The sequence below is a fragment of the Gordonia namibiensis NBRC 108229 genome (assembly GCF_000298235.1).
In the GTDB taxonomy this organism is placed as follows: Bacteria; Actinomycetota; Actinomycetes; order Mycobacteriales; family Mycobacteriaceae; genus Gordonia; species Gordonia namibiensis.
The window spans coordinates 59110-85163 of the sequence record NZ_BAHE01000032.1 but is presented as its reverse complement, the minus strand read 5'-3'; the positions used below and the strand labels follow the sequence as shown (position 1 = coordinate 85163).

The following is a 26054-nucleotide window of genomic DNA, read 5'->3' as shown; positions in this document are numbered from 1 at the left end:
ATGCATATCGTCGTCGATCGCGCTGCCGAGGGAGGAATTCGGGGGCGTTCTCGTCGCGTGGCGTCGCGACGTCAGTTGTGCTGGCAGCCTTGGCAATCCGCGCACAGACCGAACACCTCGACCGTGTGGTTGATGTCGGTGAAGCCGTGTTCGGCGGCGATGGTCGCGGCCCACTTCTCGACCGGATCGGCCTGCACCTCGACGGTGGTTCCGCAGTTGCGGCACACCAGGTGATGGTGGTGTCCCGACGAGCAGTGGCGGTACCGGGTCTCACCGGATCCGTCCCACAGGACGTCGATCTGACCGGCCTGGCTCAGCGCCTGCAGGTTGCGGTACACGGTGGTCAGGCCGATGGACTCGCCTCGGCCCTTGAGGATCTCGTGGAGTTCCTGGGCCGAGCAGAAGTCATCGGTGCCGGCCAGGGCATCGGCGATGGCGGCGCGTTGGCGCGTCGAGCGGACTCCGGTGACCGGTTGCGGACCGGACGCCTCGACGCCGGTCATCCGGACACCACCGACGGGCCACGGTTGGTCTCGTTGGCGTGGACCAGCGCGTCGACGACGATGTGGGCGACGTGGTCGTCGAGCAGTTCGTAGGTGATCTCGCGGCCGTTGCGGTGGCCGCGGACGACGCCGGCGTCCTTGAGGACGCGGAGATGCTGGCTGACCAGCGGTTGGCTCAGGCCGAGGTGTCCGACGAGCTCGTGCACGCACTGCCCGCGTTCACGCAGCGAGAGCACGATCGCGACGCGGGTGGGGGAGGCGAGGGCGCGCAACAAGTCGGCGGCGGCCTCCCGTGCGGCGGCGTCGGAGTCGTCGGCCGGTCCGGATGCGCCGAACCGACCGGACCCCTCGATGGGTTCAGCCGACATGTCACTCCTCCCGGACCGCTCACAACAGTGCCGCCATTCTAACGGAAATGGTTTTCAATCAGCGACGGCGGAGTCAGCCCTCCTCCCGCTGCCGCCGATCGATCGCCGGAACGCCGTCGGGACCGTTCGTCCCCAGCGCGTAGGTGGCCACCGCGTGGGCGACCGCGGCGGCGTTGACGGCCAGCAGTTCGGTGTCGACGTTGTCGATGGTGTCGCGCGGGCTGTGGTAGTTCGGGTCGAAGGCCTCACCGGCCTTGCCGCCCCACATCTCGGCCTCTTTCTCGGTCTTCCGGCGTTCGGCACCGGTCGCCACGCCGCCGGCGGGGATGCCCACCGCGATGAACGGGCCGTAGTCGGATCGGCCGTCGAAATCGACCGGACCCAGGGGGATTCCGCGGTCGGCGTAGAACTTCGCGAAGACGCGTTCGATACCGTCGGAACCGGCGGGTCCTGCCGGAGCGCCCTTACGTTCGGAGTCGTCGCCGTCGTAGGTGAAGTAGCCGCCGTTGGGTGAGGCGAGCATGTCGAAGTTCAGGTACAACGCGAGGGCACGACGCCCGGCGGCGTCGAGACCACCGACGTACTCGCTGGACCCGAGGAGGCCGTCCTCCTCGCCGCCCCAGAACGCGAAGCGCACCCGCTGGGGTACGCGGGGTGACGACCCGAGGCGCAACGCCGTCTCGAGGACCGCCGAACTGCCGCTCGAGTTGTCGTTCATGCCGGGACCTTCGGTCACGCTGTCGAGGTGGGCGCCCGCCATCACGACGTCGTCGGGTGTCCCGGTGCGGGTCTCGGCGATGACGTTGCGGGTCGTGACCGGGGTGGTCTCCGCGTCGACGGACAGGTGCAGTTGCTCGGCCTCGCGGACCTGGTCGGCGTCGTCGCGCGCCACGCCGAGAACGGGTATGTCCGGCACGTCCTCGGTGTCGAGGGTCAACCCGAACGGCGGGCCGTCCTCGTTGTTCACGATGACGACCCCGACCGCGCCCGCCGACTCTGCGTGGCGTGCCTTGTCGGTGAAAGTGCAGGTGCCGCGGTTGATCACCGCGAAGGACCCGCGCACATCGGCCGGGAAGTCGGCGGGTGCACATCCCGTCGCCGCAACGGTCACCGGCTCCGCGGTGATCGGCTCACGGGTTCCGACCGAGTACTCCAGCACGTGGCCTTTCACGTCGCGGCCGTCGGCGGAGAATTTCACCTGCCCGAGGTCAAAGCGCTTGTAGCCGAACTCCGGCGTGGTGACCTCGAATCCGGCCGCGCGCAGCTGTCCCGCGACGTAGTCGACCGAGGCGTCGTAGCCGGGGGTGCCGGACGCGCGTGTCCCGCCGTGGTTGTCCGCGATCTGCTGGAATGCCCGGAGGTGCCCCATGACGCGGTCGAGGGTGACCGCGTCGGCCAGTCCGGCCGGGGTGACCTCGCCGACCGGCGGTTCGACGGCCGGCGTCGACACCGGCGCCGAGGTGGCGCTGCGCATCGGGCCCTCGGTCTGGTTGGCCGAACAGCCGGCGAGCAGGGTCACGGTCGCCGCGGTGGCGGCGACGACGGGCAACAAGCGAGCTCGAGAGATCACCCTGCCACTGTGACAGTTCCGGCGGGGCGGCATCGTGGGTGGCGGTGGACGGTCGGCCGAACCGACTGGTTTCGTCGAACGGATGCCCCGCTCGGTAGTCTGTAAGGGTTGCCGTGCGCGCGCCCGACCCCACCCGGTCACCCCGCGCACGAGCAGGACAGTACGAAGCCGAACACCTTCAACCCGTGGAGAGCAGTTAACCGTGGCCGCCCAGTCCAAAGTGGAATCCGTCGTCAACCTCGCCAAGCGCCGGGGTCTGGTCTACCAGTGCGGTGAGATCTACGGCGGCACCAAATCCGCCTGGGACTACGGCCCCCTCGGCGTCGAGCTCAAGGACAACATCAAGCGGCAGTGGTGGCGCAACATGGTCATCAGCCGTGAGGACGTCGTCGGCCTCGACTCGTCGGTCATCCTGCCGCGCCAGGTCTGGGAGGCCTCGGGCCACGTCGAGGTGTTCACCGACCCGCTCGTCGAGTCGCTGCACACCCACAAGCGCTACCGCGCCGATCACCTGATCGAGGCCTACGAGGCCAAGCACGGCCACCTGCCGGAGAACGGCCTCGCCGACATCAACGACCCGGAGACCGGACAGCCCGGCAACTGGACCGAGCCCAAGGCGTTCAGCGGTCTGATGAAGACCTTCCTCGGCCCGGTCGACGACGAGGAGGGCCTGCACTACCTCCGTCCGGAGACCGCCCAGGGCATCTTCATCAACTTCAAGAACGTGATGACGACGGCGCGGAAGAAGCCGCCGTTCGGCATCGCGCAGATCGGCAAGAGCTTCCGCAACGAGATCACGCCGGGCAACTTCATCTTCCGCACCCGCGAGTTCGAGCAGATGGAGATGGAGTTCTTCGTCAAGCCGGGCGAGGACGAGGAGTGGCACCAGTACTGGATCGACCAGCGCTTCAACTGGTACACCAACCTGGGCATCGATCCGGAGAATCTGCGACTCTACGACCACCCCAAGGAGAAGCTGTCGCACTACTCCAAGCGGACCGTCGACGTCGAGTACAAGTTCGGTTTCGCCGGCAACCCGTGGGGCGAGCTCGAGGGCGTGGCCAACCGCACCGACTACGACCTCTCCACCCACAGCAAGCATTCCGGCGAGGACCTGTCGTTCTTCGACCAGGCCACCGGCGAGCGCTACACGCCGTACGTCATCGAGCCTGCGGCCGGCTTGACCCGTTCGCTGATGGCGTTCCTGTGCGATGCCTACACCGAGGAGGAGGTGCCGAACGCCAAGGGCGGCACCGACACTCGTACAGTCCTGCGTCTCGACCGTCGTCTCGCGCCGATCAAGGTCGCGGTGCTGCCGCTGTCGCGCAACGAGAAGCTGTCGCCCAAGGCGCGCGACCTCGCCGCCGAACTGCGCAAGCACTGGAACGTCGAGTTCGACGACGCGCAGGGCATCGGCAAGCGCTACCGGCGCCAGGACGAGATCGGCACGCCGTTCTGCGTGACCGTCGACTTCGACACCCTCGACGACCAGGCCGTCACCGTGCGTGAGCGAGACACCATGAGCCAGGAGCGCGTGGCCCTCGACAAGGTCGCCGAATACCTCGGCGGCAAGCTGCTCGGCGCCTGATCCGACGCCGCCACACCTGGCATCCGGGTATGGCGGAACGGTCACGATTCCGCCTGACCTGCGGATGTCTGTCACAATTGATGGCGAGTTGTCGCGCGGAGCAGGGCATGGGGTCCGTCATGCGCGCGACGAGAGAGTGAGTGGAGTCGTGTCTGTCAGCGGGAAAGTCGTTCATTACGACGCAAATCGGGGATTCGGGTTCTTGGCGCCGGAGTCGGGCGGTGCCGATGTGTTCCTCCACATCAACGACATCGACATCGACGAGAACTCGCTGAAGCCGGGTGCCAAGGTGACGTTCGACGTCGAGGAGACCGATCGCGGTTCCAAGGCGATCAACGTCGCCGTGACCGAGGCGGCTCCGGCCGACGATGCGGCGGGTGCCCGTGCGCATCGTCGCGAGGAGCACCACGGTCGCGGAGACCGGGGCGACCGCGGCCATCGTCGTGACGACCGTGATGACCGCGGCAGCCGACGTCCGCGCGGCGGCAGCGGATCGCTCGACGCCGGCGCGTTCACCGAGGAACTGACCGAGCTGCTCCTCGACGCCGACGACGACCTCACCGCACGCCAGATCGTGGCCATCCGTCAGCGGGTCACCGATTTCGCGGTCGGCCGGGGCTGGGTGCTTGACTAGCACCCAATCCGGTTCCGGCGCCGCCGGCCATGTCCTCCCGGCCGTGGCCGCCTACAGCGACGAGGCCGTCGAACGTTTTGTCCCAGAAGGTGCCAAGGTCGCGAGTCTCCCCGGCACCCGAACGGATCATCGCAGTGATTTCGCGCGTGACCGTGCGCGCGTGCTGCACTCCGCCGCGTTGCGTCGGCTGGCCGACAAGACACAGGTCGTCGGACCACGCGAAGGTGACACCCCGCGCACCCGGCTGACCCATTCCCTCGAGGTGGGTCAGATCGGGCGGGGCATCGCCATCGGTCTGGGTGCCGAACCCGACCTCGTCGAACTCGCCGGCCTCGCCCACGACATCGGGCATCCGCCATACGGGCACAACGGGGAACGGGCTCTCGACGAGGTCGCCGTCGACTGCGGCGGCTTCGAGGGCAACGCGCAGAACCTCCGCATCCTGACGCGACTGGAACCGAAGCTGCTCGACGCCGACGGCGTCAGTGCGGGTCTCAACCTGACACGCGCCTCGCTCGACGCGACGCTGAAGTACCCGTGGACGCGTCGCAGCCCGGGCGGCAAGTTCGGCGCCTACGACGACGACGCCGCGACGCTCGACTGGGTTCGCCGGGGTGCTCCCGGGACCAGGAAGTGCATCGAGGCGCAGATCATGGACTGGTCCGACGACGTCGCCTACTCCGTGCACGACCTCGAGGACGGCGTCATCGGCGGTCGTATCGACCTCCGCAGCCTCGGCGACCCGCAGGATCGTCGGGAGATGGCCGAGATCGGCGCCAAGGAGTTCCCGGGTCTCGACCCGGAGGCACTCGTCGACGCGGCCCAGCGGCTCTACGAGATGGACATCGTCCGGGCGGTCGGCGTCTTCGACGGCACGCTCGACTCCTACGTGGCCCTCAAGCGACTGACCAGTGAGCTGATCGGGCGTTTCGCGTCGGCGGCCATCACCGGCACCCGTGCGGTGGTCGGGGACCGGCCGGTCTCGCGCTACGACGCCGACCTCGAGGTGCCGCCGCTCATCGCCGCCGAGGTCCCGATGCTCAAGACCATGGCGCTGCGGTTCATCTTCTCCAACGAACGCCACAAGTCGACCCAGCAACGGCAGCGGGAACGTATCCACCGTGTCGCCAACTGGTTCGTCGAGGCCGCTCCCGGCGGACTCGACCCGATCTTCGTGCCCTGGTGGAATGCCGCCACCGACGACGCCGGCAGGATGCGGGTCATCGTCGACCAGATCGCGTCGATGACCGAGGGTCGCCTGGAACGCACCGACAAGCAGAACTCCGGGGCGCAAGCGCATCTGGGGTGAGGCCGGTTCGGTGTTGTGATCCGGCGGTGAGAACCGCCCCTGAAAAGCGCCCCTGCGTTCCGCCCCCGAGATGCGCCCTCCCCAGGAGCGCCGACGACACAGTGCGATCGGAGCAGCGCTGGAGGGCGGTTTTCGGGGGCGGTTTTCAGTCCGACGGCCGGGTGCGGCGTCGTAGTGCCCCGGATGCGGGTGCGTGTTGAGTGCCTGGGCGGACCGGCTGCGGGTGTCACTACACTGGACGCGTGGCAGGCCGAATTCCCGATCGTGACATCACGGCGATCCGTGAGCAGACGAGGATCGAGGACATCGTCGGCGACTATGTCGCGCTGCGCCGCGCCGGTGCCGACAGCCTCAAGGGACTGTGCCCGTTCCACGACGAGAAGTCGCCGTCGTTCCACGTCCGCCCCAACCACGGCCACTTCCACTGCTTCGGCTGCGGTGAGGGAGGCGATGTCTACAGCTTCCTGCAGAAGCAGGAGCACATCAGCTTCGTCGAGGCGGTCGAGCAACTCGCCGACCGGCTCGGCTACCAGATCAACTACGAGGGTGGCGGCACCACGATCAAGCGGGACCGTGGCACCCGCGCCCGGCTGGTCGCCGCCAATGCCGCCGCCGCGAAGTTCTACCAGGAGAAGCTGCAGACCCCGGAGGCGCAGGCGGCGCGGGACTACTTGTCGGAGCGCGACTTCGACGCCGCGGCCGCGATCCAGTTCGGCTGCGGATACGCGCCCGCCGGCTGGGACACGATGACCAAGGCACTGCTGTCGCAGGGATTCGAGTTCAGCGAACTCGAGGCGGCCGGGCTGTCCAAGCAGGGACGCAAGGGTCCCATCGACCGATTCCATCGCCGACTGCTCTGGCCCATCCGCAATCTCGGCGGCGACATCATCGGCTTCGGTGCCCGCAAGCTCTACGACGACGACAACCTCGGCAAGTACATGAACACGCCGGAGACCATGCTGTACAAGAAGTCTCAGGTGTTGTTCGGTCTCGACCACGCGAAGAAGTCCATCGCCAAGGGGCATCAGGTCGTCGTGGTCGAGGGTTACACCGACGTCATGGCCATGCATCTCGCCGGTGTCACCACCGCCGTCGCCTCGTGTGGCACCGCCTTCGGTGAGGACCACCTCGCGCTGATCCGTCGTCTGATGATGGACGACTCGTACTTCCGCGGCGAGGTCATCTACACCTTCGACGGAGACGACGCCGGAAAGGCCGCCGCGCTCAAGGCTTTCGAGGGGGAACAGTCCATCTCGGGTCAGACCTTCGTGGCCATCGCGCCGGAGGGCATGGACCCGTGCGAGCTCCGGCAGGCGCGGGGTGACGCCGCGGTCCGCGACCTCATCGCGCGCCGGGTTCCGATGTTCGAGTTCGCGATCAAGACGCTGCTGACCGAACACGACCTGGACACCGCAGAGGGGCGCGTGCACGCCCTGCGTGACACGGTCCCGGTCGTCGCCCGCATCAAGGACATCGCGCTGCGCGACGAGTACGCCCGTCAGCTCGCCGGCTGGGTCGGCTGGGAGGAAGTGAGTCAGGTCCTCGGGCGGGTGCGGGAAGAGGGTGCGAGGATTCGGAAGGCGAAGGGCGGCGGTGATTCCGGGCGCGGTGGGCGGCGCGGTGCTCCCGCACGCAACCGGCCGGAGGCGGAGGCCGCGCCGACGTCCGCCCGTCCCCAGCCCAACGACCCGCGGCTGTGGCCCCAGCGCGAAGCTCTCAAGGCTGCGCTGCAATACCCGGCGATCGCCGGCACTGTCTTCGACTCGCTGCCCGTCGAATGCTTCGACGAACCCGCGTATGCCATTGTGCGGCAGGCGATGATCAGCATCGGTGGCACGTCTTCGGGCCTGGGCGGGGCCGCCTGGGTCGACTCTGTGCGCAACGCCGTCGACGACCCGGTCATCGACCCGCTGGTCACCGAGCTCGCCGTCGAGTCGATGCCCGTCGACGAGGACAACATCGCCCGCTACATCACCAGCGTCCTCGCCCGCCTGCAGGAGGTGTGGGTCGGTTCGCAGATCGCCGACATCAAGTCGCGTCTGCGCCGGATGGCCCCGAGTGACGACCCGGACGGTTACAACGCCGTTTTCGGTGATCTCGTGGCCCTGGAGGCCTACCGTCGTAGCCTTCTCGAACAGGCGCTCGACCCGACGGTCGACGTCGGCTGAGCCCTCGTCGCGATGAGTTCTCGTCGTTCACCCGGTCTGCACATCGACCACATCTGAACGGAGAACACCACATGGCGACGACGATCTACTCGGCAGCGGCATCGCTCGACGGCTTCATCGCCGGTCCCGGCGGCGACATGTCCTGGCTGACGCGATTCTTCCGCGAGGACGCCGGGGAGGGTGGTGACAGCACCGCGGCTCTGCGTCTCCGGGAGAGCACCGGCTCCCTGCTGGTGGGCAATCGGAGCTTCCGCGGCGACGACCCCAACAAGGGGACGGACCGCGAGGGTGCGTTCGAGGGTGAATTCTCGGGACCCACAGTGGTTCTCACGCACAACCCACCCGCGGAGCCGGAGGAGGGCGTCACCTTCGTCTCCGACCTGCACCGCGCCGTCGAGGAGGCCAAGCGCCTGGCGGGCGATGGGTACGTCACCGTCATCGGCGCCGACGTCGCACGCCAGATGATCGACGCCGGACTCCTCGACGAGGTCCTCATCTTCCACGTCCCGGTCTTCCTGGGCGACGGGGTCCGTGTCTTCGACCGTCCCGGTGGCGGAGAGGTGCGGCTGACACGCATCCCCGGCGAGACCGACTTCTGGTGCCGCGTCGAGAGGTGAGCGGGAATCGGGGGTTCCGGTGTGAGAGCCTGGATTCATGACGACGGTGTCGATCGGCGATCTCACGGTGAACTACTCAGAACAGGGGAGCGACGAAACCTCGTCGGCGCCAATTGTTCTCGTGCACGGACTGGGGGAGGACAGTCGTAGCTGGGCGCACACGCAGCGTGACCTGGCCGACCTGCACACCTACGCCTACGACCTCCGCGGCTTCGGTTCGACGACGGTCGGGGACGCCGAGGGCACCCTGGAACAACTCGGCCGGGATCTCGTCGCCTTCCTCGAGACGGTGACCGGTCCCGCGATCGTGGTCGGCTTCTCCGCCGGCGGGACGATCGTGCTCTGGGCGGCCGCCGAACGGCCGGATCTGGTGAGCCGCGCCATCGTCCTCGGCACCTCGTCGGTGGTGGGACGGGCCGCGGCCGAGTTCTACACCCAGCGCGCCGATCAGGCCGCTGACACCGCCACCGACGAGTTCCGCGCCGCGATGCGCGACGACACCGTCGCCGGACTGGTCTCCGCTCACGATCGCGTCGACGAGATCACGGCCAGGAGGCTCGAGGCAGTCGGGGAGGGCGCAGGCTATGCGAACGCAGCGCGCGCGATGGCCGGAGTGCGCGAGCAGCCCCTGACCCCACGGCTTTCCGAGATCCGGCAGCACGTCGACGTCATCGCCGCAGATCGTGACGCGTTGTGTCCGGAGAAGGCCGCGAAGATGATCGTCGACGGCCTGCCGGACGTGACCTACCGCGTGATCCCGGACGCCGGGCACCTGATGAACGTCGACAACCCGGCCGCCGTGACCGCGGCGCTGCGTGAGGCGATCGTCGGCGCGTAAGCGGTGGTAAGAGTTCGTCACCGCGTGGTGGGGAGTGCGGGGCTCGAACCCGCGACCTACGGATTATGAGTCCGCGGCTCTAACCGACTGAGCTAACTCCCCATGCGGGCACCCGGCCCGCGGGAGGAGATTACCGCACGGTCTCCCGGCGGCCGCACCCAACTACGGCGACGGCGCGCTGCTCTCCTTCATCGGCCTGATCCACGTACCGGAGGTGTCATGGGCGGCGGCAGGTCGGCGAATCCGACGTCGTCGCGGGTAAGTGGCCTCGTAGATCTGCGGCAGTTGGTGCCGGATATCGGAACCGACTGCCGCCGGGCTCTCGTCGCTGACCTGCCGTTTTGTTGTACGGCGGCGGCATGCGCTAGAGTCTGTCCTCGGTTCAAGTGAAGCGCTGACGGCGTAGAACTCGGACCAGAGCAATCCCCCATAGCTCAATTGGCAGAGCATTCGACTGTTAATCGAACGGTTACTGGTTCGAGTCCAGTTGGGGGAGCAGAACGAGAAGCCCGCCCCTGCGCACGCAGGCGGCGGGCTTTTTCGTCGGCGTGGTCCGGGCCCGTCGGTCACGCGAGTTTGGCATCCGGAACGGTCGGGTAAGGCGCCCGCCATGGACGCGAAGCCATCCGCGGTGTCTGTCTTGTTGATCGCCGACCCCGGCGCCGCAGAAGGGATCGCCAAACACCTGTCCGAATCGCTGCCGGGGGCGCTGACCGATGCGAGCGCGCCCGGTGATTGGCACGTGTCCACTCGGAGCCACGCCTTCCCCGTTGATGAGCACACCCGGTTCGCGGAGGTGGTCGGCACGGTGGACCCCGACAGCGTGACGGATGACATCGTCATCTATCTCACCGACCTGCCTCGCCGGGACGGAACGACCCCGGTGGTCGCCGAGATCGACACCAGCCGGCGGTTTGGCGTGATATCCCTCCCCGGTCTGGGCGCGACGTTCGTCGAGCGCCGGGCAAGAGCTCTGGCGCGGACGATCGTAGCCGAGGTGACGGGCGAGTCGGGCCGATCCCAGTCCCTGGCCGGAGGAGAGCGTCTTCAGCGGGTTCAGGCAGACGACGACAAAGTCCACTACGTCGCCGTGTCCCACGTGTCTCGCCTGCGGCTACTCGCAGGCATGGTCTACGCCAATCGGCCGTGGCGGTTGGTCTCCGGCCTGTCCAGGGTGTTGATGGCGGCATTCGCCACCGGCGCGGTGAGTCTCGCGTATTCGACGATGTGGAAACTGTCAGATCAGATGGGGCCCTGGCGACTCGGTGTGGCGACGATCCTGGCGAGCGTCACGATGATCACCTGGCTGATCGTCGATCACGGGTTGTGGGAACGACCACCAACGGAAGGTGGTCGTGAGCGTGCGGTGCTCTACAACGTCTCCACCGTCGTGACTCTCACGATCGGGGTCGTCGTCTTCCATGCCGGTGTGTTCGTCCTGCTGCTGGTGACCGCGTGGTGGACGATTCCTCCGCAGATGGTTTCCGACCAGATCGACCACCCGATGAGTTTCTCGACCTTGATGATGATGGCATGGCTGCTGGCGGCAGTTGCGACATTGGGCGGTGCACTGGGGTCGGGAATGGAGGACGACGACGCCGTGAAGGCTGCTGCCTATGGGGTTCGGCAACGTCAGCGATTCGATCAGGAAAACACCGACGACCAGGTCTGACGACGTGTACAGGCGGAACCGCAGCGAATTCCGGGCTCGTTTCCCGATCGGACCGCCGGGACCCGAGGCGCGGTGACCGCCGGAACCGCCGGTTCTTCAGGCCTTGGTCTCGCGCCGCGCGTCGTACTCCGTCTGCGCCTCACGCACAGTGGGCATGCTGTCCTGCACGAGATCGATGAGACCTTGCAGCCGATCCGCCACCTGCCGGCCGAGTGGGGTGAGGTGGTATTCGACCTTCGGTGGGATCGCCTCGAGTACGGTACGCACGATCATGCCGTCGCGTTCTAGGTTCTGAAGCGTCTGCGACAGCATCCGTTCGCTCACACCGTCGACGCGGCGTCGTAGGGCACTGAACCGATAGTTGCTCTCGCCCAACGCGATCAGGACCAGACTGCCCCAGCGGCCGGTGACCGTCTGCAGCGTCGACCTCGACGAGCAGTCGCGCGCGAAGACGTCCGCTTCGAGGGACTGGTCGTCGTGATCGGGCATGGCCTCAGGTTAGCGAAGGTCACACCGATACGCTAACCAACCGTATTGCACTTACGAAAAGTAAGTGGGTACTGTCTCGGGGACAGACCATGACGACGAGGGAGAAACAACGATGACGATTGCAGTGACAGGTGCGACGGGACAGCTCGGTGGGCTGGTGATCGGCGAGTTGCTCGCACGGGGCCCGGCCGCGGGCATCGTGGCGATCGTGCGGGACGAGGCGAAGGCCACCGACCTTGCGTCGAAGGGTGTTCAGATCCGAATCGCCTCCTACGAGGATCCCGACGCGCTGCGACGCGCGCTCGACGGCGTCGACCAGCTGCTGCTGATCTCGGGCTCGGAGGTCGGACGCCGAGTTCCGCAGCACACCAACGTCATCGAGGCTGCGGAAGCTGCCGGCGTGAAGCTCATCGCATACACTAGCCTCCTCAATGCTGCGACGAGCGGACTCGGGTTGGCGCCCGAGCATGTCGCCACCGAGAAGCGACTCGGCGAGTCGTCGATCCCGGCGGTGTTCCTCCGCAACGGCTGGTACTGGGAGAACTACCTGCAGGCCATCGGCCAGGCGGCCTCGTCCGGTGCGCTGTTCGGTGCAGCAGGCGACGGCAAGGTCGCCGGTGCGGCGCGTGCCGACTATGCGGCCGCCGCTGCTGCGGTCCTCACCTCCGACGCCGACCAGGGCGGCAAGATCTACGAACTCGGCGGCGACGAACGACTCACCTACGCCGATCTCGCGAAGATCATCGGCGAGGTCGCCGGCAAGACCGTCGAGTACCGCGACCTGCCGGAGGCCGACTACGCGAAGATCCTCGCCGACAACGGCGTTCCGGAGCAGTTCGCCGCCGTGCTGGCGGGCTCCGACGCCGGCATCGCCCGCGGAGAGCTCGACACCACCTCTGGCGACCTTCAGGCGCTGATCGGCCGGTCGTCGACGCCGGTCGCCGAGATCGTCAAGGCCGCCATCGCCTGAACTGCGCCCATCGATGAGTTTCGCTGCGGTGCCCGAGTCTGTCCTGATTGGATTGCCCGACGACGACAGGAGCGGAAGACCATGCCGCAGCTACTCAGAGTGCAGAACTTCTCGGTCTCGCAGGACGGGATCGGTGCCGGTGAGAACCAGACCTTCGAGCGGCCTTTCGGCGACACCGTCGAACCCTGGGAGTTGATGTCCTGGGCAGGGGCCACCGCGAGCTGGCCCAACCGCACCGATCCCGGCGGCACCCGCGGCATCGACGACTACTTCACCCGCGACTTCACCCACAACATCGGTGCGGAGATCATGGGCCGCAACAAGTTCGGCTACCAGCGAGGTCCGTGGACCGACCACGAATGGCAGGGATGGTGGGGCGACGAGCCGCCGTTCCACACCCCGGTCTTCGTCCTCACCCACCACCTCCGGCCGTCGTTCACGTTGGGTGAGACCACTTTCCACTTCCTCGACGCCACGCCGGCCGAAGCGGCGGAGAAGGCAAAGGCCGCAGCCGACGGCAAGGACGTCCGGATCGGCGGCGGAGTCAGCACCGTCCGGGAGTTCCTCGACGCCGATCTCATCGACACGCTGCACATCGCGGTCGCACCCGTCACCTACGGAAAAGGTCTGCGGCTGTGGAACTCGCCCGCCGAGTTGGAGGACCGTTTCGAGCACGAAGTGGTCCTGAGTCCCAGCGGGGTCACCCACCACTTGTTCTGGCGGAAGTAGTTTTTCGCCAACCCCCGGAATGTGTGCGTCGACCGGCGTAGTTGTAGGGGTCATGACGGAACTCGCCGACAAGGCCAAGACCCTGCTCGAACTCCACAAGCCCGGAGACCCGGTGATCCTGCCGACGGTGTGGGACGCGTGGTCGGCGAATCTGGCGGTCTCCGCCGGATTCACCGCACTCACCGTCGGCAGTCATCCGGTGTCGGACTCGATCGGCAAACCCGACAACGAGGGCATCACCTTCGGAGAACTGACCACGCGGATCAAACAGATCACCGCTGCGGTCGACGTCCCGATCTCCGTCGACATCGAATCCGGCTACGGCGAAGACCCCAAGACGCTGATCGACGGCCTCATCGACGCCGGTGCAGTCGGCCTCAACATCGAGGACACCGTGCACAGTGAAGGCGGGCGACTCCGCGAGGCGCAGGAACATGCCGATTTCGTGGCTGCCCTGCGTGCCGCGTCGGACGCCACCGATGTCCACGTCGTCGTCAACGCCCGCACCGACCTGTTCCTCAAGCAGGTCGGCGACGAATCCGACCGGGTCGACCGCGCCATCGCACGGATGAAGCTCTGTGTGGAGGCCGGTGCCGACGTGCTGTATCCCGTCGGCTTCCACGACGACGCCACCCAAAAGCGGCTCACCGACGAACTCCCGCTCCCGGTCAACGCCATCGGGCACCCGACCAAGAACAACAAGGCGGCACTCGCCGCCCTCGGCGTCGGACGCGTGAGCTTCGGCCCGCTGTTCCAGATGGTGCTCGCCGAACGCGCCGCCGAGGTTCTCGCTCCCTGGAAGTAGGGACGTCGTCGCGGCTCACGGTCCCGCCGTCAGTAGACGTCGCGAATCGTGACGGTCGACGCCACGTTCCGCTACTTCTGCGGTCCGGTGCCACGCGAATCGGGCACGAACTGTCAGAGGCCGGGTTTACCGTCGGGACATGGCACTCACCAAGAGCGAAAGAGAAGCGTTTCTGGCAGAACCACACGTCGCGGCGTTGTCCGTCGAGGCAGAGCCCGGGCGGGCACCACTGGCGGTGCCGATCTGGTACCAGTACGAGCCCGGCGGCCGACCATGGCTGCTCACCGGCACGGAGTCGCGGAAGCTGAACCTCATCCGGGCCGCGGGACGGTTCACGCTCATGGTCGACGAGGTGTCGCCGCGACTCATGTACGTCTCGGTGTCGGGCAATGCCGTGGACATGGTCGCCGGAACCCGAGACGACTTGCGCGAGATGGCATCTCGTTACCTCCCGCCCCAGGCCGTCGAACCGTACATCGAGATGGCCGAGAAGGAGCACGGCCCGCAGACCAAGGTGTACCTCGACCCCCAGCAGTGGGTGTCGCTGGACCTCGGCGGCCTCTGACATCCTCGGCGGTATGACGCCGGACACAATGCCCGAGGCGGCATCGCTACATTGAACCCATGCCGAAGCCTCGTCAGACCTCCGACGCCCCCGACGCCACCTCGGTGACGCCCGACGTCGAAGACGGCGTGACCCCGCTCGACGGCGACGAATTCCTGCAGGCCAACCGCACGAACCGGGAGAAGTACCGGGCCGAGGCGGAGGCCAAGGCGGCGAAAGCGGCCCGCAAGGCGGCCCGTCGCGGGGAAGTGGATGATGGCGACGCCGTGACGAGCGACGCCACGCCCGGCGACACGACCGACTCGGACGAGACGGTCGCGGCGGAGTCCGAGGACCGCACACCGCGCAAGCTCGACCCGTCCGCGGCGTCGGGCAAGAGCAACCGCGGGACCGGTTGGGCGACGAGTCTCGGTAAGACGACCTGGGCGGTCGTCGCGCTGGTTGCGGTCGCTGTGGTCCTCGCGGTGTCGACCGCGGTCCTGGCCGTTGCCTACATCGACGCCGAACATCGGGCCGACGCGGCGGCAGGCGCGATCGACACGACGATCCTCGACACCGCACGCAAGTACGCCGCCGAGATCACCACCTACAATTCGAGCGACTACTCCGACCTCGACCGCCGAATCCGCGAGATCTCGACTCCCGCGTTCACCCAGATGTACATCGAGTCCTCCCAGGACGCCCGAAAAGGCTCCACCGAGGCAGAGGCTGTGTCGACCGCAAAGGCCGACAACGCCGGCATCATGTCGCTCGACGACGGGAAGGCCGTCGTGCTGGTGACACTCGACCAGACCATCAAGTCGCCGCAGACCGCACAGGAATTCCCCGAGGGGTTCCCGTACCAGACGCGCGTCAAGGTGACCCTGGTGCAGCAGGACGGCCGCTGGCTGATGGACGATTTCGCAGTGCTGTAGGGCTGATTTCGATGACGTCCGGTGCTTGCGGGCGAGGTCGGCTCACCAGGCCTTCGTGGCTCGTCGCTTGCGCTCCTCGCACCTCAGGCAGCAGGGGGTGCGTCGCTTGCGCTCGTCGCCTACTCAATCAGCGAGGGGCGACTACTTCTGCCGGCCGAGTAGGTCCGAGGCGCCAGCCGAGGACCGTATCGAGGTCAGCCGTTCCCGCCCAACAGGATTCGTACCGACAGTGCCTCGATGCGTTCGGGGGAGGGTTGTGGCCGTAGTCGGGACAGGTCGGTGACGACGTTGAGTGCAGCGTGAACGAGGAACCGTGCGTGAGTGATCGGCAGGTTCGCTCGTTCGCGGCTCATCCAGGTCGCCCATTCCTCGACTGTGATGCGTTGCTGATTGCGCAACGCATCCCGGGCCTCGGGCGTGGCGTGTCCGATCTCGGTTTCGTAGACGCTGATCAGATCGGTTGAGCTGCAGGTCAATCGGACGTATCGACGCACCATGCCGGCGAGTGCCTCGTGCGGCGTCGTCGCATCGGCCAGGGCGTCGGAGATGGCGGTCGTGACGCGGTCGGTCGCCCGCCAGAACGAGGCCTCGAGAATTGCGACCTTGCTCGGGAAGTGGCGGTACACGCCGGATGCCGGAAGGTCGGCGGCATGGGCGATGTCCTCGATGGTCACGTCGCGAAAGCCGCGGGCGGCGAACAGGTTGATCGCCTCGGTCAGGATGATCTCGCGCTTCGCCGCCGGTGCGAGGCCGTGAACGGCGGGAGCGGGAGGCTCCACCGGATCGGGGAGGTCGACGTCGAGCAGGTCGAGGGCGGCTTCGGAGACGAGGGCGGTGACCTCACGCGCCGGGAGGGAGGAGCGGTGGGTTGTCGGGCTGGCCGCGACGCTGGTCATCGCGGCGACGATCAGATTGGCGTCGGCGTCGCCGAGGTCGGGGCGCAGGCGTCGCGCCGCCGCACGGACGCGCCGGTGCTGGTGCACGACGACATCGCGGACGATGTCCCGGTCGGCCGGCTCGAGGTACCGGGACTCCCAGCGGTAGAGACCGCCCGTTCTGCGATTCTCGAACGAGGCGGCGGTGATCGCCACGAGCAGGTCGCGCAGTTCGTCGTCGCCGTCGGTGTCCACGGCGTCGAGCGCCGACCGGAGCGATTGTGCGAGGACTGCGGTGGTCTCGGCGAACAGTGCGTACTTGTTGGGGAAGTGCCGGTAGAGGGCGGGTGCGGAGATCCCGACCGCATCGGCGATGTCGTCGAGGCGAACCGCGTGGTAACCGCCGTCGCTGAACGCCTTCGCTGCAGCGTCGATGATGAGTCGCCTGCGGTCGGCCGGACGGCGTCGTCGGATGCCCGGCGCATCGGTCTGAGACGTGTCGGAGGTCGACGTCCCCGGGCGCACGGTCATGGCGACAGACTCTAGCCGGATACGACGTTCACGCGACATCTTCGGAGCTATTCGCTGAAAAGCCCAGCAAGAAGTCTTGAGTGACAAGTATAAGTTAACCAAGATTCTCGTGATCTGCGTCGCACTGTGGTAGTACTCTAGGCGATGGCACAGATCCGAGAATCTGTGTCTATCTGTCCGGTCACGAGTGGGGAGTGCAGTGAGCGACGAGACCAGCCAGGCAATCGTGACCTCGGTCGATGACCGAGGGGTCGCGCGGCTGACCATTTCCCGCCCGGAGAAGATGAACGCTCTCGACACCGAGGCGAACTACGGCATCAAGGCTGCGATGGAGGAATGGTCGAAGAACGGCGACGTCCGCGTCATCGTTCTCGACGGCGCCGGCGGGAGCTTCAGCGCCGGTGCCGACGTGGTCTCCATCAACTCGCAGTCGACCGCCGGCGGGGCGTCTGGGCTCGACCCCGACCAGGCCCGCGGGATCATCTCGGCCGGTTCGGAACTTGCGCGCGCGGTGCGCTCGTCGCAGGTTCCGGTCATCGCATCCGTCGACGGGCCGGCCGCCGGCATCGGTGCCTCGCTGGCCCTCGCCGCCGACCTCATCTACACGACGAAGCGGTCGTACTTCCTCCTCGCCTTCATCAACATAGGCCTGATGCCCGACGGCGGCGCGTCGATGTTGTTCACCTCCGCGGTGGGTCGGGTCCGCGCCAACGAACTCGCTCTCCTCGGCGAAAAGCTGCGCGCCCCCGAGGCTCTCGCAGCGGGACTGGTCAACGGCGTCTACGACGACCGGCCCGCGCTCGACGAAGCCGTCGACAAGGTCGCCGCGAAGCTGGCTGGTAAGAGCCGTTCCGCACTGCGCCTGACGAAGTCGGCGCTCGACGCCCACACCATGTCGGGCTTCGAGGCCGCCATCGAACGGGAGCTCGAGGGGCAGACCGAACTGCTGCAGTCGCCGGAGTTCCAAGCCGCCATCGCCGCCTTCGCCGGCAAGAAGTGAGCTCGGCGCAGACGCCGAACCCTCACCCCCGCAGACGCTTTAACGACCCACGTTCGTCACGACGACAGACAACAAGGAGACCGATCGTATGACCGCGACCGTCGACACCGTCACCGACCTCGCCACCGAACCGCTGCGTTCGCGCCGCAACCACTGGAACAACCAGATCAAGCGACACGCCTTCATGAACCCCGATGGTCCGGCCCTGAAGTTCCAGGGCACGGTCACCACCTGGAAGGAGCTCGACGAGCGGACCCGTGCCTTCGCCGCCGCCCTTACCCGTCGCGGCGTCGAGTTCGGTGACCGCATCCTCGTGGTCCTGCTGAACCGCAGTGAGTACGTCGAAGCGGTGTTGGGCGCCAACCTCATCGGCGCCATCCCGGTGCCGGTGAACATCCGTATGAGCCCTGCCGAGATCGCCTTCCTCGTCAACGACAGCGGCGCCAAGGTCGTCGTCACCGAGACCCTGCTCGCTCCGCTCGTCGACGCCGTCGCCGCATCGACCAACGCGATCGACCACATCGTCGTCGTCGGTGGATCGGACAAGGACAACCACCTCGACTACGAGGCGCTCGTCGCCGAGGACTCCTCGGACCTGCCCGAGATCGACGTCCCCGAAGAGACCGTCGCACTGATCATGTACACCTCGGGCACCACCGGAAAGCCCAAGGGCGCCATGCTCACCCACACCAACCTGCAGGCGCAGGCCGCCACCTGCATGCAGGCGCTGCACACCCGGTCCGACGACATCGGCTCGTGTGTTGCCCCGATGTTCCACATCGCCGGCCTCGGTGCGATGGCGCCGCTGTTCTACATGGGTGCGCTGTCGGTCATCCACCCGCTCGGTGCCTTCGACCCGAACGACATGCTCGACACCATCGAGAAGGAGGGCACCACCTCGATCTTCCTGGTGCCCGCCCAGTGGCAGGCCGTCTGCGCCGCCCAGCAGGCGAAGCCGCGAGACCTGAAACTGCGCGTCATCAGCTGGGGCGCCGCCCCCGCGTCGGACACCGTGCTGCGGGCGATGAACGAGACCTTCCCCGACGCGCTGAACGTCGCCGTCTTCGGTCAGACCGAGATGTCGCCGATCACCTGTGTGCTCGAGGGCAAGGATGCGCTGAACAAGATCGGCTCCATCGGCAAGGTCGTACCCGCGGTGACCGCCCGCATCATCGACCCCGAGGGCAACGACGTGAAGCAGGGCGAGGTCGGCGAGATCGTCTACCGCGGGCCCAACATGATGAAGGGCTACTGGCAGAACGAGCAGGGCACCGCCGATGCGTTCGCCGGCGGCTGGTTCCACTCGGGCGACCTCGTGCGCGAGGACGAGGACGGCTTCCTCTTCGTCGTCGACCGTGCCAAGGACATGATCATCTCCGGCGGCGAGAACATCTACTGCGCCGAGGTCGAGAACGCACTGTTCGGCCACCCGAGCATCAGCGAGGCCGCCATCATCGGACGTGCGCACGAGAAGTGGGGCGAGGTCCCGGTCGCGGTCGTCGTCCTCGCCGAGGGGGTCACCGACCTGACCCTGGCCGACCTCGAGCCGTACCTGAACGAGAACCTGGCCCGCTTCAAGCACCCCAAGGACCTGGTCATCGTCGACGAGCTGCCGCGCAACGCCGGCGGCAAGGTCGTCAAGCCGACCCTGCGCGCGAGCTACGGCTCCAAGGACGCCGGTCTGGCCGACTGACCGGTCGCGGTGTCGCGGCGCTGGATTCGGAGATCCGGCGTGTGGGCCGAGCGATGGAACACGGACTAGAACACGTTTCAATTTTGTGATTGAGTGACTACAGTCACAAGCGACGGCAACGTCGCTCGACGGACTTCCCGGGGCGAGATTGTTGCCGGGTTCGAACGGAGGAGACCAGTGAAGACAAAGGGCGCGCTGCTGCGCGAGCACAACAAGCCGTGGGCGATCGAGGAGATCGAGATCGGCGACCCCAAGGCGCACGAGATCAAGATCAAGATGGAAGCGGCGGGCATGTGCCACTCCGACCATCACTTGATGACCGGCGGCATCCCGATGGCCGGGTTCCCGATCCTGGGCGGCCACGAGGGTGCGGGCGTCGTCGCCGAGGTCGGCGAGGGTGTCACCGACTTCGAGGTCGGCGACCACGTTGTGCTGTCGTTCATCCCGTCGTGCGGCAAGTGTCCGTCGTGTCAGTCGGGCATGGCCAACCTGTGCGACTTCGGCGCCATGCTGCTGCAGGGCGAAGCGGTGTCGGACAACACCTTCCGCATCCACACCGCAGCCGGTGAGAACGTCTACCCGATGACCCTGCTGGGCACCTTCGCGCCCTACATGGTCGTCCACGAGGCGTCGGCGGTGAAGATCGACAAGGACATCCCGTTCGAGATCGCGGCCCTGTGCGGCTGCGGCATCCCCACCGGTTACGGCTCGTCGACCCGCAGCGGTGACGTCCGTCCCGGCGAGGACGTGGCGATCGTCGGCGTCGGTGGCGTCGGTACGGCAGCCCTCCAGGGTGCCGTCATCTCGGGTGCCCGCAACGTGTTCGCCATCGATCCGGTGGAGTGGAAGCGCGAGCAGGCGCTGAAGTTCGGTGCGACCGCGGCATTCGCGTCGGTCGAAGAGGCCGCCATGTCCATCGCGGAGACCACCCACGGCGGCATGTGCCAGAAGGTGGTCGTCACCGTCGGTGAGGTCCACGGCAAGGACGTCGACTCGTGGATGGGCATCACCGCCAAGGGCGGCACCTGTGTGCTGACCGGCATGGGCAACATGCTCGAAAGCGACGTGACGCTGAACCTCGCGATGCTGACGCTGCTGCAGAAGAACCTGCAGGGCTCCATCTTCGGTGGCGCCAACCCGAAGCTCGACATCCCGCAGCTGCTGTCGATGTACAAGATCGGCAAGCTCAACATCGCCGACATGATCACCCGCCAGTACCGCCTGGACCAGATCAACGAGGGCTACCAGGACATGCTGGACGGCCGCAACATCCGCGGTGTCATCCGCTACACCGAAGAAGATTGGTGAGCCCTGTGCCCACCGGCCGGCACGCGGGCACGGGTAACGTGACCCGATGTGTCGGTCCTTGAATCTCTGACGGAATGGCCCGTCGACAATGTGTCGGCGGCGGTCATCACCCGCAACGGGGTTGCCGAGGAATTCGGCGACCCCGTTCGCGTCTACGAACTCGCCTCGGTCACCAAACTCCTGGTCGCCGAGGCGATTCTGGTGGCCGTCGAAGAGGGGGCCGTCGAACTCGACGATCCTGCCAGGCCACCCGGGGCGACCATCCGGCATCTTCTGGCCCACGCATCGGGACTCGCATTCGACTCGCGGGACATAGAGGCCGGGGTGGGGGAGAAGCGCATCTATTCGAGCGCGGGCTTCGAGGTCCTGGCCGAGACGGTGGAACAGGCCGCGGGTATCTGCTTCGCGGAGTACCTGGCCGACGCCGTCTGCGCGCCGCTCGGCCTGGATTCCACCGAGTTGTACGGGCCCGCCGGGCATGGAGCGCGGTCCACTGCCGCCGATCTGGCGCGTTTCGCACAGGAACTGCTCGAGCCTCGACTACTGGCACCGCAGACCCTCGCCGATGCGACATCGGTCCAGTTCCCGGGACTCGACGGCTTCGTGCCGGGTTACGGCAGGCACCGCCCCAACGATTGGGGGCTCGGGTTCGAGATCCGGGCGGAGAAGTCCCCGCATTGGACCGGGACCGGCAACTCGCCCCGGACCTTTGGGCACTTCGGCCAGGCCGGCACCTACCTGTGGGTCGACCCCGAACTGCAGGCGGCGTGCGTCGTCCTCACCGACCGTGCCTTCGGGCCATGGGCGAAGCCGTTGTGGAGCGAGTTCAACGACCGGGTGGTCAGTGAACTTTCGTCACAGAAATGAACCTTTCTCGCACCAGAAACTAGCGCAACACGCGCATCATGGGGCACAATGAATCCCACGAGTGTGATATCCGAAGTCGCGAGGTGTGTTGGGGAAGACGTTCCTCGTCGACAACGGAGGTGAAAAGGTGCGCAATCTGAACCAGTTTGCGGACATGACAACAGGAGTGGTCTACATCCACTCGGCGCCGGTGGCGCTGTGCCCGCACGTGGAGTGGGCTCTGTCGTCGACCCTGAATGCGCGCGCGAACCTGAAATGGTCGGCACAGGACGCCGAGCCGGGTATGCAGCGTGCAACTGTCGACTGGGCAGGGCCGGTCGGGACAGCGGCACGTCTGGTGACCGCTCTGCGCGAATGGTCGGCGCTGCGGTTCGAGGTCACCGAGAACCCGAGCGAGGGCGTCGACGGTGAGCGCTACAGCTACGTGCCGGGTCTGGGACTCTGGCGCGGCTCGACGAGCGCCAACGGCGATGTCATCATCGGCGAGAATCAGCTGCGTTCGATGATCGAATCCCAGCCCGACAGTGCAGGACTCGCCGGCGAACTCGAAGCCGCGCTCGGCACCGCCTGGGACGACGCCCTCGAGCAGTACCGCATGGGCGGTGCCGGGGCCGAGGTCACCTGGCTGCAGCAGCGGGTGGGTTAGTCTTCCGGGCACTCTCCGGGGAACGAGGTGGCGTCCTCGAATATGAGGAACGCCACGCTCTTCAGGCGCGAGACGGGGTTTCGTCGAGCCGATGAGTGGGAATCCTCCTGAGGCTGCGGAAATTACAAACTTCCCAGGGAGCGCGGTGACGAGTCCCGCGAGCTCAGGGACACACGAGAAACGCCACCGGTGAGAACCGGTGGCGTTCTTCGTGTGTACGTCCGCTGATCAGAGCGGGATGTTCTTGTGGCGGCCGCGTCGGGCGGGTGCAGCAGCAAGTGCTTCGGCGATGATGCTGCGCGTGCGGGCCGGGTCGATGATCTCGTCGACGACGCCGATCGACTGGGCGCGTCCCACACCGCCGGCGATGGCCTCGTGTTCGGCGGCCAGCCGGTCGTGCAGGGCTTCGCGCTCGTCGTCGGGAGCGGCGGCGAGGGCCTTTTTGTGCAGGATGCCGACGGCGGCCTTGGCGCCCATGACGGCGACTTCGGAACCGGGCCAGGCGAACACGGCGGTGGCGCCGAGCGCACGCGAGTTCATGGCGATGTAGGCGCCGCCGTAGATCTTCCGGGTCACCAGGGTGACGCGGGGGACCGAGCATTCGGCGAAGGCGTGGAGGAGTTTGGCGCCGCGTCGGACGACACCGTTCCACTCCTGTCCGACGCCCGGCAGGTAACCGGGGACGTCGGTGAGGACGATGAGGGGGATGCCGAAGGCGTCGCACAGGCGGACGAACCGGGAGGCCTTCTCCGCACTCTCCGAGTTGAGGCAGCCGCCCATGCGCAGGGGGTTGTTGGCGATCACGCCGACACTTCGACCGGACAACCGGCCAAACCCGATGACGATGTTCGGCGCCCACTTTGCCTGCAGCTCTTCGAAACTGGAGATCTCGGTCTCGCCGTCGGCGGCGAGAGCCGTGTCGAGCAGCTTCTCGACGACCGGGTGGACGTCATAGGCGCGGCGGGCGGATTCGGGCAGCAGCGCCTTGAGATCGGTGTCGCCGGCAGCGGCCAGCTCACGGTTGAAGTGGCCCTGCCGGCTGAACGTCGAGACGAGGCGTCGCGCGCGCCACAGGGCGTCGGGTTCGGAGTCGGCCACGATGTGGCAGACGCCGGACTTCTTGCCGTGGGTGGTGGGGCCGCCGAGCGACTCCATGTCGACGTCCTCGCCGGTGACGCTGCGGACCACATCGGGTCCGGTGACGAAGACGCGACCGGCCGGAGCCATGATCACGATGTCGGTGAGGGCGGGTCCGTAGGCCGCGCCGCCGGCCGCGAAGCCGACGACCACGGAGATCTGCGGGATGTATCCGGAGGCCCGGACCATCGCTTCGAAGACCTGACCCACGGCGTGCAACGCCTCGACACCCTCGGCGAGGCGGGCGCCACCCGAGTGCCAGATGCCGATGACCGGCGCCTGCTCGGAGATGGCGGTGTCGATGGCGTTGACGATGTGAGCACACCCGACGACACCCATGGCACCACCCATGACGGTGCCATCGGTGCAGTAGGAGACCGTGCGAACGCCGTTGACCAGGCCGACAGCGGCCTGGACACCGGACTTGTCGCGAGGATGCAGCAACGACATGGTGCCTTCGTCGAAGAAGTTCGTCAGCCGCAACAGCGGGTCGCGGGGATCGGCGGCTTCTTCGTGGCCGGCCATGGGGGCCAAGGTCGTCATCGCAGTCTCCTCCAAGGGTGTCGGGGCGTGGTTCGTCTCAGGCACTACCGAGATCGGCGGGGCCGATGTTCAGTAGCGACCGAAGGCGAGCGCCACGTTGTGCCCACCGAAACCGAACGAGTTGTTGATCGCGTAGTCGATCTGTCCGTAACGGGGTTCACCGTGGACGACGTCGATGTCGCATTCCGGGTCCTGGTTCTCGAGGTTGAGGGTCGGCGGGATGACGCCTTCCTCGACGCTCTTGATGGTCAGGACCGACTCGAGCGCACCCACCGCACCGATCGAGTGTCCGAGAGCGGACTTCGGCGCATAGATCGCGGCGTGCTGACCGATGGCGGCGGTGATGCCCGCGGCCTCGGCGGTGTCGCCGATCGGGGTCGACGTCGCATGCGCGTTGATGTGGGTGATGTCGGACTTCTGGAGACCGGCGGTCTGCAGGGCCCGCGTCATCGCGCGAGCGTTGCCCTGACCGCTGGGGTCCGGGGCAACCAGGTGGAAGCCGTCGGAGGTGATCCCGGAACCGAGTAGGCGTGCGTGGATGTGCGCACCGCGGGCCCGGGCGTGCTCCTCGCGCTCGAGGATGAGCATCGCGGCACCTTCGCCGAAGACGAAGCCGTCGCGGTCCTTGTCGAACGGACGAGAGGCGGCAGCGGGGTCCTCGTTGCGGGTGCTCATGGCACGCATCATCGAGAACGCCGCGATCGGCACTGCGTCGATGTGTCCCTCGACGCCACCGGTGACGACCATGTCGGCGTCACCCATGACGATGTGGCGCCATGCGTGTGCGATCGCCTCGGCACCCGACGAGCACGCCGAAACCGGGGTGATGACGCCTGCGCGGGCGCCGATGTTCAGGCCGACGACGGCAGCCGGGCCGTTGGGCATGGCCATCGAGACGGCCAGCGGGGACACCTTGCGGTAGTTGCCGGTGCCTTCCATGGCCTTCACGGCGTCGATCATCGCGTCGCCGCCGCCTTGGCCGGTGCCGATGACCACGGCGAGACGGTCGGGATCGACCTCGGGCTCGCCGGCCTGCGTCCAGAGACGCTTGCTCAGCACGTGGGCGATGCGCTCGACGTAGGCCATCCGACGAGATTCGACTCGCGTGACCTCTTCGGACGGATCCTTCAGCAGCCGACCGCCGATGCGCACCGGCAGGTTGTACTTGGTGATGAAGTCGTCGGTCAGCTCGCGGATGCCCGACTCACCCGCCAGCAGGTTTTTCCACGTCGAGTCGAGATCCTCGCCGAGCGAGGTGGTCGCCACCATGGAGGTGACGACCACGCTCGGGAAGTTCCCACCCAGCGTCGAGTAGTCGCGGAGGGAGGGGGAGCTCATCAGTTCTGGTCTGCCTCGACCTGGGCCTTGATGGCAGCCGCAGCCTCGGGGTTCTCGCTCTCGAGCTTCTGGATGTACGAGACGGCGTCGCCGACGGTGCGCAGACCGGCGAGGTCCTCATCAGGGATCTTCACGCCGTACTTGTCCTCGGTCTGCACCGCGATCTCGACCATGGACAGCGAGTCGATGTCCAGATCGTCGACGAACGACTTCTCCATCGTCACCTCGGACGGCTCGATGCCGGTGACTTCCTCGATGATCTCGGCGATGCCGGCAATGAGTTGTTCCTGGGTGGCAGCCACTGTGTGGTTCCCTTTCGTGTTCGGGTTGATGATTCCGGAGCGTCTGACGGACGTGTAGTCCGCGCGCTTGGACAG

The 26054-nt window shown here is 67.0% G+C and carries 25 protein-coding genes and 2 tRNA genes; 18 read left to right on the top strand and 9 right to left on the bottom strand.

The window, feature by feature from the left end:
* Nucleotides 1–71: 71 nt before the first annotated feature.
* The 3 genes from GONAM_RS16605 to GONAM_RS16595 all read right to left on the bottom strand — a co-directional run bounded on the left by GONAM_RS16605 (nt 72) and on the right by GONAM_RS16595 (nt 2474).
* Complete coding sequence (locus tag GONAM_RS16605; protein ID WP_006867916.1) at nt 72–503, bottom strand: Fur family transcriptional regulator; 432 nt, start codon at nt 501–503, stop codon at nt 72–74.
* The gene (locus GONAM_RS16600) at nt 500–871 is read right to left on the bottom strand and encodes an ArsR/SmtB family transcription factor (protein ID WP_006867915.1); all 372 of its coding nucleotides are present in this window, start codon (nt 869–871) and stop codon (nt 500–502) included. The genes GONAM_RS16605 and GONAM_RS16600 overlap by 4 nt, the downstream gene beginning before the upstream one ends.
* A gap of 73 nt (nt 872–944) precedes the next feature.
* Nucleotides 945–2474 (bottom strand): M28 family peptidase, encoded by a 1530-nt coding sequence (locus GONAM_RS16595; RefSeq protein ID WP_083876442.1) that lies wholly within the window; start codon nt 2472–2474, stop codon nt 945–947.
* Nucleotides 2475–2643: 169 nt separating this feature from the next.
* Here GONAM_RS16595 and GONAM_RS16590 point away from each other — a divergent pair, with 169 nt between their 5' ends.
* From GONAM_RS16590 to GONAM_RS16565, 6 genes are all read left to right on the top strand, one after another.
* Complete coding sequence (locus GONAM_RS16590; RefSeq protein WP_006867913.1) at nt 2644–4029, top strand: glycine--tRNA ligase; 1386 nt, start codon at nt 2644–2646, stop codon at nt 4027–4029.
* A 148-nt stretch (nt 4030–4177) separates the two neighbouring features.
* Nucleotides 4178–4663: a cold-shock protein gene (locus GONAM_RS16585; protein WP_006867912.1), complete on the top strand. Its 486-nt coding sequence runs from the start codon at nt 4178–4180 to the stop codon at nt 4661–4663.
* Nucleotides 4656–5972 (top strand): deoxyguanosinetriphosphate triphosphohydrolase, encoded by a 1317-nt coding sequence (locus GONAM_RS16580; protein WP_006867911.1) that lies wholly within the window; start codon nt 4656–4658, stop codon nt 5970–5972. Before GONAM_RS16585 ends, GONAM_RS16580 begins: the two co-directional genes overlap by 8 nt.
* A 242-nt stretch (nt 5973–6214) precedes the next feature.
* The gene (gene dnaG / locus GONAM_RS16575; RefSeq protein WP_006867910.1) at nt 6215–8140 is read left to right on the top strand and encodes a DNA primase; all 1926 of its coding nucleotides are present in this window, start codon (nt 6215–6217) and stop codon (nt 8138–8140) included.
* A 71-nt stretch (nt 8141–8211) separates the two neighbouring features.
* Entirely contained in the window at nt 8212–8757 is a 546-nt protein-coding gene (locus GONAM_RS16570; protein ID WP_006867909.1) for a dihydrofolate reductase family protein, read from the top strand.
* Nucleotides 8758–8794: 37 nt separating this feature from the next.
* Nucleotides 8795–9595 carry an alpha/beta fold hydrolase gene (locus GONAM_RS16565; protein WP_006867908.1) on the top strand — a complete coding sequence of 267 codons (801 nt, stop codon included), beginning with the start codon at nt 8795–8797 and terminating at the stop codon, nt 9593–9595.
* Nucleotides 9596–9620: 25 nt separating this feature from the next.
* Here GONAM_RS16565 and GONAM_RS16560 read toward each other — a convergent pair.
* Nucleotides 9621–9697, bottom strand: a tRNA-Ile gene (locus tag GONAM_RS16560).
* A gap of 321 nt (nt 9698–10018) precedes the next feature.
* On the opposite strand from GONAM_RS16560, the gene GONAM_RS16555 reads away from it, so the two are divergent.
* Together GONAM_RS16555 and GONAM_RS16550 are read left to right on the top strand one after the other, a co-directional pair.
* Nucleotides 10019–10091: transfer RNA gene (locus GONAM_RS16555), tRNA-Asn, on the top strand.
* Between the two features lie 387 nt (nt 10092–10478).
* The gene (locus GONAM_RS16550; protein WP_369403359.1) at nt 10479–11267 is read left to right on the top strand and encodes a hypothetical protein; all 789 of its coding nucleotides are present in this window, start codon (nt 10479–10481) and stop codon (nt 11265–11267) included.
* A 96-nt stretch (nt 11268–11363) separates the two neighbouring features.
* On the opposite strand, the gene GONAM_RS16545 is transcribed toward GONAM_RS16550, so the two are convergent.
* Nucleotides 11364–11756 carry a winged helix-turn-helix transcriptional regulator gene (locus tag GONAM_RS16545; RefSeq protein ID WP_006867906.1) on the bottom strand — a complete coding sequence of 131 codons (393 nt, stop codon included), beginning with the start codon at nt 11754–11756 and terminating at the stop codon, nt 11364–11366.
* Nucleotides 11757–11868: 112 nt separating this feature from the next.
* Here GONAM_RS16545 and GONAM_RS16540 point away from each other — a divergent pair, with 112 nt between their 5' ends.
* The 5 genes from GONAM_RS16540 (at nt 11869) to GONAM_RS16520 (ending at nt 15739) form a co-directional block, all read left to right on the top strand.
* Nucleotides 11869–12726, top strand: coding sequence for an SDR family oxidoreductase (locus GONAM_RS16540; protein ID WP_006867905.1), 858 nt, complete (start codon nt 11869–11871; stop codon nt 12724–12726).
* Between the two features lie 81 nt (nt 12727–12807).
* Nucleotides 12808–13455, top strand: a complete 648-nt coding sequence (locus GONAM_RS16535) for a dihydrofolate reductase family protein (protein ID WP_006867904.1) — start codon at nt 12808–12810, stop codon at nt 13453–13455.
* A 52-nt stretch (nt 13456–13507) separates the two neighbouring features.
* Nucleotides 13508–14260, top strand: coding sequence for an isocitrate lyase/PEP mutase family protein (locus tag GONAM_RS16530; protein WP_006867903.1), 753 nt, complete (start codon nt 13508–13510; stop codon nt 14258–14260).
* A gap of 139 nt (nt 14261–14399) precedes the next feature.
* Entirely contained in the window at nt 14400–14825 is a 426-nt protein-coding gene (locus GONAM_RS16525; protein WP_006867902.1) for a pyridoxamine 5'-phosphate oxidase family protein, read from the top strand.
* Between the two features lie 59 nt (nt 14826–14884).
* Complete coding sequence (locus GONAM_RS16520; RefSeq protein ID WP_006867901.1) at nt 14885–15739, top strand: Rv1363c family protein; 855 nt, start codon at nt 14885–14887, stop codon at nt 15737–15739.
* 194 nt (nt 15740–15933) lie between these two features.
* Here GONAM_RS16520 and GONAM_RS16515 read toward each other — a convergent pair whose 3' ends face one another.
* The gene (locus GONAM_RS16515; RefSeq protein WP_040536750.1) at nt 15934–17145 is read right to left on the bottom strand and encodes a TetR/AcrR family transcriptional regulator; all 1212 of its coding nucleotides are present in this window, start codon (nt 17143–17145) and stop codon (nt 15934–15936) included.
* A 199-nt stretch (nt 17146–17344) separates the two neighbouring features.
* Between GONAM_RS16515 and GONAM_RS16510 the strand changes: the two genes are divergently transcribed.
* The 5 genes from GONAM_RS16510 (at nt 17345) to GONAM_RS16490 (ending at nt 22659) form a co-directional block, all read left to right on the top strand.
* Nucleotides 17345–18145, top strand: a complete 801-nt coding sequence (locus tag GONAM_RS16510) for an enoyl-CoA hydratase-related protein (protein WP_006867899.1) — start codon at nt 17345–17347, stop codon at nt 18143–18145.
* An 88-nt stretch (nt 18146–18233) separates the two neighbouring features.
* Nucleotides 18234–19838 carry a fatty-acid--CoA ligase FadD5 gene (gene fadD5, locus GONAM_RS16505; protein WP_006867898.1) on the top strand — a complete coding sequence of 535 codons (1605 nt, stop codon included), beginning with the start codon at nt 18234–18236 and terminating at the stop codon, nt 19836–19838.
* A gap of 177 nt (nt 19839–20015) precedes the next feature.
* Nucleotides 20016–21146: an NDMA-dependent alcohol dehydrogenase gene (locus GONAM_RS16500; protein WP_006867897.1), complete on the top strand. Its 1131-nt coding sequence runs from the start codon at nt 20016–20018 to the stop codon at nt 21144–21146.
* 48 nt (nt 21147–21194) lie between these two features.
* The gene (locus tag GONAM_RS16495; RefSeq protein ID WP_006867896.1) at nt 21195–22013 is read left to right on the top strand and encodes a serine hydrolase domain-containing protein; all 819 of its coding nucleotides are present in this window, start codon (nt 21195–21197) and stop codon (nt 22011–22013) included.
* A gap of 127 nt (nt 22014–22140) precedes the next feature.
* Entirely contained in the window at nt 22141–22659 is a 519-nt protein-coding gene (locus tag GONAM_RS16490; protein ID WP_005200180.1) for a DUF3145 domain-containing protein, read from the top strand.
* A 228-nt stretch (nt 22660–22887) separates the two neighbouring features.
* Here GONAM_RS16490 and GONAM_RS16485 read toward each other — a convergent pair whose 3' ends face one another.
* From GONAM_RS16485 to acpM, 3 genes are all read right to left on the bottom strand, one after another.
* Nucleotides 22888–24339: an acyl-CoA carboxylase subunit beta gene (locus GONAM_RS16485; RefSeq protein WP_006867895.1), complete on the bottom strand. Its 1452-nt coding sequence runs from the start codon at nt 24337–24339 to the stop codon at nt 22888–22890.
* A gap of 69 nt (nt 24340–24408) precedes the next feature.
* On the bottom strand, nt 24409–25677 hold the full coding sequence (locus GONAM_RS16480) for a KasA/KasB family beta-ketoacyl-ACP synthase (RefSeq protein WP_006867894.1): 1269 nt from the start codon (nt 25675–25677) through the stop codon (nt 24409–24411).
* Nucleotides 25677–25979 (bottom strand): meromycolate extension acyl carrier protein AcpM, encoded by a 303-nt coding sequence (gene acpM / locus GONAM_RS16475; RefSeq protein ID WP_005200177.1) that lies wholly within the window; start codon nt 25977–25979, stop codon nt 25677–25679. Before acpM ends, GONAM_RS16480 begins: the two co-directional genes overlap by 1 nt.
* Between the last annotated feature and the right edge of the window lie 75 nt (nt 25980–26054).